Origin of the sequence: Helicobacter sp. UBA3407 (assembly GCF_949747025.1) — a bacterium.
Taxonomy (GTDB): Bacteria; Campylobacterota; Campylobacteria; order Campylobacterales; family Helicobacteraceae; genus Helicobacter_D; species Helicobacter_D ganmani.
In genome coordinates, this window is sequence record NZ_CATKCB010000114.1 from 1 (window position 1) to 7,460 (window position 7,460).

5 protein-coding genes and 1 pseudogene are annotated in these 7,460 nt (G+C 36.1%); all 6 read left to right on the plus strand.

What is annotated here, in order from left to right; genetic code table 11:
• Positions 1-186: pseudogene (locus Q1553_RS03510) on the plus strand (hypothetical protein); the annotation flags it as partial.
• A 2-nt stretch (positions 187-188) separates the two neighbouring features.
• Positions 189-515 (plus strand): hypothetical protein, encoded by a 327-nt coding sequence (locus Q1553_RS03515; protein WP_115551603.1) that lies wholly within the window; start codon positions 189-191, stop codon positions 513-515.
• A 154-nt stretch (positions 516-669) separates the two neighbouring features.
• A complete protein-coding gene (locus Q1553_RS03520; RefSeq protein ID WP_297601343.1) occupies positions 670-2,010 on the plus strand; it encodes an MATE family efflux transporter in 1,341 nt (446 codons plus the stop codon).
• Positions 2,011-2,401: 391 nt separating this feature from the next.
• Positions 2,402-3,694, plus strand: a complete 1,293-nt coding sequence (serS, locus tag Q1553_RS03525) for a serine--tRNA ligase (protein ID WP_300669520.1) — start codon at positions 2,402-2,404, stop codon at positions 3,692-3,694.
• A gap of 4 nt (positions 3,695-3,698) precedes the next feature.
• Complete coding sequence (locus Q1553_RS03530; RefSeq protein ID WP_297571761.1) at positions 3,699-6,071, plus strand: tetratricopeptide repeat protein; 2,373 nt, start codon at positions 3,699-3,701, stop codon at positions 6,069-6,071.
• A 112-nt stretch (positions 6,072-6,183) separates the two neighbouring features.
• Positions 6,184-7,460 (plus strand): TolC family protein (locus Q1553_RS03535; RefSeq protein ID WP_300842759.1); only part of this gene is annotated, 1,277 nt, incomplete at its 3' end.

Here is a 7,460-nt window from a genome sequence, read left to right on the forward strand (position 1 = left end):
CATTGCGGAAAGGCTAAAATTTCTGATATAATCTTACGCAAAGCCGCGCAAATTTTAGCAGGATTTACAAGAGATTGTGATGAAAATTACGCAGTGGATTACACTAAGCGTAAATTTGTTAAAATCACTTTAGGTGCAAATGTCGTTTATGCCAAAGCTCAAACGATTCAGCTTAAAAAGGACTAATTATGGCAGTTTCTCCTATTGGCAATATCACTCATATTCATCAAAATGCCCAAGTGGGTTCTGTGCAACATGCAAATTCTCAAGTCAAACTTGACTTTCAGGCAATGGTAAATTTGCAGGAAATGCAAGATAAACAAGACGAGATTCAAGAAGTGCGCCCCGCTGAAGAAGTGCTTGAAACAAACGATGAACGTGAGGGAAATGGTAAAGAACCAGAGCAAGAAAAGGAAAAAAAGCAAGAAGAGGAATCGCAAGATACGCAAGAATCACAAGATTCTATACAGACAAAAGAAGATGGCACGATTGTGCATTTGAATATTTCTGTGTAAAACCTTATTTGTATTCCCACGCGATTTCTTTTTAAGAATCTCGCAGGATTTTGTTACAATTTGATGTTATGTTATTGTCCAAAAACACAAGAAAGAATCTTAAAAATAATTACAATTTAATTGATTTGTTAGCTAAGAAGCAAAAAGGAAGAAAATGCGCGATAAAATACGATTTTATTCCAAAGAGCGTAGCCATAGAATCCTAAATATCGCAATTCCCTCTGGTTTAAATTCGCTTTTGGATATTATTAATCTTTCCATAGACTTGCTAATGATTGGCACATTTGGAGCAAGTGCGATTGTTGCTGTGGGAGTGAGCTTAAACTTCATTATGTTGCTTTTTGCCTTTAGCACGATTATTTTTGTCGGAAATAGTGCTTTGGTTTCACGATTTTTGGGAGCAAACGACAAAAAGGCTGCTAATGAAGTAGTAATGAGCTTGAGTTTCGCCGCTTTTGTCTTTTCTCTGCCTTTAATGCTGTCTGCGTTTTGGGGCTTTGAATTTTTCTTTGCTTGGATTGGGATAGAATCCCAAGCACACGAAATCGGAAGTAGTTATTTAAGTGTCGTGCTTTTTAGTGTGCCTTTATTGTTGATAAAGCAAGTAAGCATTTCTGCATTTTCAGCAGCTGGAGCAACGAAGCTACCTTTTTATATTAAAATTGTCATTACACTTTTAAATCCCATTGTAAAATATACTTTGATTTTTGGATTCCTTTTTGTGCCTGCATTGGGTGTTGTGGGTGCAGCAATTGGAACTTTGGTGGTTAATTTTTTAGAAACCTCCGCTTTGTTTTCTTGCCTTTTATTTTACAAAAATAGCCCCATTTCGCTTAAAGGCGGAATCAATTTTGATTATATTAAACGCGCTTTTATTGTTGGAATCCCTAGCGGTTGTGAGCGTCTTTTTACGCTTTTTGCAATCATCGTGATGACGAAATTTGTCGCGTTTTATGGGACTTACGATTTAGCAGGCTATCAAATCGCTACGAGAATTGAAGGATTTGCTTTTATGCCCGGATTTGGTTTTATGATTGCTGCAATGGCACTTATGGGGCAGAATCTTGGAGCAAAAAAACCATTAGAAGCAAAATACTCCACCCTCAATACTCTACTGCTTGGCGGAATCTTTATGGGGATTGTGGGGTTTTTTATGAGTGTTTTTGCTCCCTTTTGGTCTAGTTTTTTTAGTGAGGATTCCGCTACGATTCTCGCAAGCGTCCATTATCTTGTGCCTATTGGAATCTCACAAATTGCTTTTGCGTTTATTTGTATTCTTGATGGTGCATTGCGTGGAGCGGGCATTACAAAAATCACGCTTGTGATTAATAGCATAATGATTTGGGGCTTGCGCGTTGTGCCTTGTTATTTTATTGCTACAAGAGGTTATCCCGCAATTTATATTTATCTTTGCATTTGTTTGGAAACTTTCTTGCGTGCGTTTGTGTATTGGAAAATTTTTCAAAGTGGTATTTGGAAAAACCAAAAAGTCTAAGAAAATAATGCAAAAAATAGGCTTAAATTAGAAAAAATGTAGAGCAAGATGATTCCAGAGCAAAGCAAAAAAGCTACTGCAAAGAGAATCTTTTTTTCAAAAGAAGTGAGTTTTCCTCCACTTTTACTGACTGAAATTGCGGTAATTGCCAAAACTACAATTGATACTAAACATAAAATACCAAGCACAATTGCAAAATTTCCAACTGAATTCAATTTTAATTCTCCAAAACAAATTATTTTTAGATTAAACCCAATTCTTTTAAAGCTTAAACATAAATTTAGATTATACATTATTCTTGCATAATTTCGAATGATTTTTATAAATTTTTTAGTGTGTTTTAACAAGCCTTAGTGTAGAATCTAGCCATTTAATTTTTTTGGGATTTATTATGATTGATTTAAAACTTCTTACAAATCACTTTGAAGAGGTGATGGATAAATTGTCTAAACGCAATATTGACGCAGTGTTTTTGAATACATTGCGTGAAAGCAGTTTGAATTATAAACAAAAAAAATCTGCTTTAGAGGAATTGCAAGCCACGCAAAATGCCAAAACTAAGCTATTTGCCAAAATCAAGCAAGAAGGGGGCGATATTAATGCGCTCAAAGAGGAATGTGATTTGCTAAAAGGGCAAATTACGCTTTATTCCCAAGAAGTAGAATTGTGGGAAAATAAATTGCAAGAGTTTTCTCATAATATTCCTAATATTCCTGATTCTAAAACGCCTTTTGGAAAAGATGAAAAGGATAATGTTGAGATTAAAAAAGTATTAGAACCTACACATTTTGATTTTAAACCCAAAGAGCATTGGGAGCTAGCGGAGCAAAATGGGTGGATTGATTTTGAGCGTGGAGTGAAGCTTGCAAAAAGCCGCTTTAGCGTATTTATGGGGATGGGAGCGAAGTTGGAACGCGCACTTATTAATTATATGCTGGATTTTAACTCCAAATGTGGTTTTAGTGAGATTGGAACCCCTGCAGTTGCGAATGCACAAACTCTCTTTGGCACGGGTCAGTTGCCAAAATTTGAAAATGATTTGTTTAAAATATCAGAATTTGAAGAAGAGGAATCCAATGAAAAAAATGCTAAAAAAGGACACGAGCTTTATTTGATACCCACAGCAGAGGTAACACTCACGAATCTTTATCGTGATGAAATCTTAGACGAAGAGGAATTACCTCTTATGCTGACGGCTTATACGCCTTGCTTTAGAAAAGAAGCGGGAAGTGCAGGGCGAGATACACGCGGAATTATCCGCCAACATCAATTTGATAAAGTAGAGTTGGTTGCGATTACAACACCAAAAGAAAGCGATATGATGCAAGAGCGCATGATTGCGTGTGCTTCAAAGCTTTTGGTTTCTTTGGGGCTTCCACATCGTTTGGTGCAGCTTTGTGGAGGGGATTTGGGATTTTGTGCAAGCAACACGGTGGATATTGAAGTATGGTTACCCGGACAAAATTGCTATCGTGAAATTAGTTCTATTTCCAATACACGCGATTTTCAGGCAAGACGCGCAAAGATTCGTTATAAAGATTCTAAAAAGAAAAATCAATTAGTCCATACCTTAAATGGTTCAAGCTTGGCTGTGGGGCGCACATTGGTTGCGATTATGGAGAATTATCAACAAAAAGATGGGAATATTAAGATTCCTTTAGTTTTAGAGCCTTATTTGAGGTAGTTTTATGCCACAAAATCAAGAAAACAATCAAGTGATTCAGCTTGATGACAATTTTGGTGTTTTAGATGATATTTTAAAAAAAGAACCACAAGAATCTAAACCGCAAAATAAAATTGAAAAACTTTTAGAGTTTTTCAATCAGCATAAAAAAATAAGTGTTATTTTGGCAGTTTTATTTGGGTTTTTTATACTTGGATTTATTTTTTTGATTGGTTTAGTTTTGACGCGTGAAGTTCAACCACCACAGACACAAACAAATGCCTTGCCACCCATAGATTTTAGTATTAAAAAAGGGGAAGACATTATTACAGATGCCGAAAACTTAGAGGCACTGATTAAAAAAGCAAATTTTCTTTACACTAACGGCAATAAACTAGAGGCATTGGATTTGTATAACAAGATTTCTAATTATTCTGAAGGGCTTTCTAATTATAATTTAGGTGTAGCGCAAATGGAAGAAAAATCCTATTTGGAAGCGTTAAATTCTTTCCAAAAAGCTATTGATTTAGGGGAAGATAGAGTGATTAGTTCGTTGAATGCCGCGATTTGTTCGTTGTATCTACAAGAACCCTTGAAGTATCGTTATTATCTGCAACTTGCGCAGACTTATCTTCCAAAAACAGGGAATTTGCCTATTTATTCCTATCTATATGCGCTGACAAATTTTTATTTGGGTAATTATTTGGAAGCTTTTTCTTCTTTGATTCATCCTTCTTCCGATTATTATCAAGAGGAAACAAATCAGCTTTTAGCCACAATGTATGCGTATTTTAATAACAATTATAAAGCCATTGATGCGTTAAATAGAAATTCTACTGACCCAAAAACTTGGTTTAATCTTGCTTTGCTTTATGCGCGCATCGGGGACTACAATGAAGCAAACAAGCTTCTAACGCAAAGTATTGATACATTTGGAAGCACTTTGGAATCCGATATTGCCTTAATGCTTGTGAAACTACAATTAACAGAATATAGTCAGGCTGCGCGGCTTGCAAATAAATATTCTCAAAATCAAGAAGCGTTAGACCGCAATCCTTATCCGATTCAAATCACTTTGCGTGATGATTTTTTTAATATTGATGTTGCACAAAAACGTTTTTGGGATAATTTTACAGGGCAAAAGCTCAACGCCTATAATGTTTTATTTTATTTTGCCTCTTATAAAGTCTTTGACGCTAAAGAAGCTTTTAATGTGATTCAAGAGGGTGGCATTAATATTCGGATTGAGAATCTGCAAGAGGCAAAAGAGATTCTACTGCGCGGACAGACGATTTCAAGAATGAATCGCAATATTGCTAATGCGATTTTAGAAACGCTTAATGGAAATATTCGGAATGCTAATGCCTTATTGTTAGAAGTTGTTAATGCTTATCCCAATCATTCTATTTTGCATTATAATTTAGGACTAAATTATGCGCAAATGGGTAATTTTGACGCGGCTTATCAGCATTTTTTACGTTCTTTTCACTTGAATCCAAAAGACTTGTATGCAGGAATTTTTGCCCTTATCACTGCCAAATTAACCTATCGCGATACGGGGCGATTGGAAAGTGAAATTGGAAGAGAAATTGTCAATTTTCAAGGCAATGCCGAGGAGCAAGAATTTATTCAAGCTTTGTTAAATTTCGCAAGAGATGGTATTCCAACGCCTTTGCAGTCTCTTGAAAACAAAGAAGACAATGTTGCGATTTATTATGCTTTGGATTTTGCGCAAGGCGTGCAGATGAATAATCAAACCTTGCTTGTGAAATCTGCAGAGGGATTGAAACGGCTCTATCCTAATGACCCCATTAGCAATCTTTTATCACTTTTGGCTATCAATTATCAAGACGAGCCTAAATCTCTTGCTTTGAAGTTGCAAAATTATTACCAAGACCCAAAAATTAACCGCGATTCCATTTATTATGGAGCATCTGTTGTGCGTGAAATGTATATTGAAGTTGCGCATATTATTGGGACTTTGCATTATGTTCAGCAAGATTTGGATATGCGCCTTATTACCGAACAAAAAGACGCACGCGGGGTAATTCAGGCTTTGGCATTGACTTATTTGTATTTACAGGAATTTGAAAAATCTTTTACGCTTTATAACAGCTTGATTGATGATTTTAAAGAGCAAGATACGCAAACGCTCTTTTTGGGTGCGGTGGCTGCTATTGGCGCAGGACATATTGAAAATGCCTCTACACTTTTGCAGCTTTCCAAATTGGAAGCGCCGACAAATTATGAAACAAGAATCGCAAATGGAATTTTATTCCTGCAAGAAAAAAATTTTAGTGCCGCCGCTTCGCAATTTACAACCATTGCCGCTTCTAAGTTGCGCTCTAAATACTTTGATTTTAAAATCAACACGCAACAGATTTTGCAGAATCCTTAAAGTTTGTTTTTAATTCATTGATTTTGTAGAAGCTGTTTTGGTTGATGAAAAATTCACATTTGCTTTAGGGTTTTGGTATAGAATGTTGGCTTTATTTTAAGGAGATATTTTGTTGCAACAGATTTTGCATAAGATTTCGTGGAGACATTTTATAATTTTAGTATTTGCAAGCGGAATGTTTTTTGGCTGTGCTGCAAATTTGCCAAAAGATTCAGAAATCACTCAAGCACTCCCACAAACTTTCCAAAATACCGCTTTAATCAGCGTAGATATGGAATCCCAACCTCTTGCCAAAGCGTCGCCAATAGAGCAAATGAATCTTTTGTTTAACGATTCTACTCTAGCAAATCTTTTTGAAATTGCTTTAGGCAATAACTTGGATTTGCAAATTATGAATACAAGAATCTTGCAGGCTAAGGCGCAACTTAAAAGTGCGTGGGGAGCAATCTTTCCAAGTGTAGATGGAAGTGTTAATGCCAATGAATCGCATATGCGCACCAATACAACACCCATACAAAAAACCCAATCCTATACTTCCGCAGTAGGTGCAACTCTCTCTTGGGAAGTGGATTTGTTTGGGAGATTGCAATATGCCAAAAATGCCAAAGCTTCTCTTTATGAGAAATCTTTGCAAGATTTAGAAAATGCCAAAATCACGCTTTTGGGCGATGTAGCGATTCTTTACTTTACATTGCTTGAATCCTCTTGTAATCTTATTTTAACGCAGGAAAATATTGTGCATTATCAAGATGCTTTGGAGCTGACGCGTTTAAAGGTTGAAAATGGTTTGCTAGATAGCACAGAACTTTTTGAAAAGCAAGATTTATTGACAAATGAGCAAAACACTTTAGAATCTCTAAAGAGCGCGTTTGAGGAAAATAAAAATGCTTTATTAATCTTGCTAGATACATTAGAGCTTCCTTTTGTAGTAGAATCTCAAATCTCCCCAAATGCGCCAACAGAGCTGCATTTGGATTCTATGCCTGCAAATGTTTTGCTCGCGCGTCCGGATATTAGAGCAGCACTTTTTAGTTTGTATGCGCAGAGTTATACAAAGGCAAATGCTAAGGCAAGCTTGTTTCCCGTGTTATCTATTAGCGCAAATTTAAACGAGATTTTGGATTCTAATGCGCAGGCAAGCGGGAATCTTGCGTGGCAATTTGCTAGCTCCCTTACCGCGCCGATTTTAAACCGCACACAATTAACGCAAAATTATTTTTTGCAAGATGCACTTTTGAAAGAATCTTATCTCACGCTTCAAAAATCGCTAAAAAATGCCTTGAGTGAAATTGAAAACACAAGTTTTAATGTCAAAAGCACAGAATTGCAGCTGCAAAATAGTCAAAAACGAGCAAAAAATGCACAAAGTTATTTTGAATTTTCTTCTAG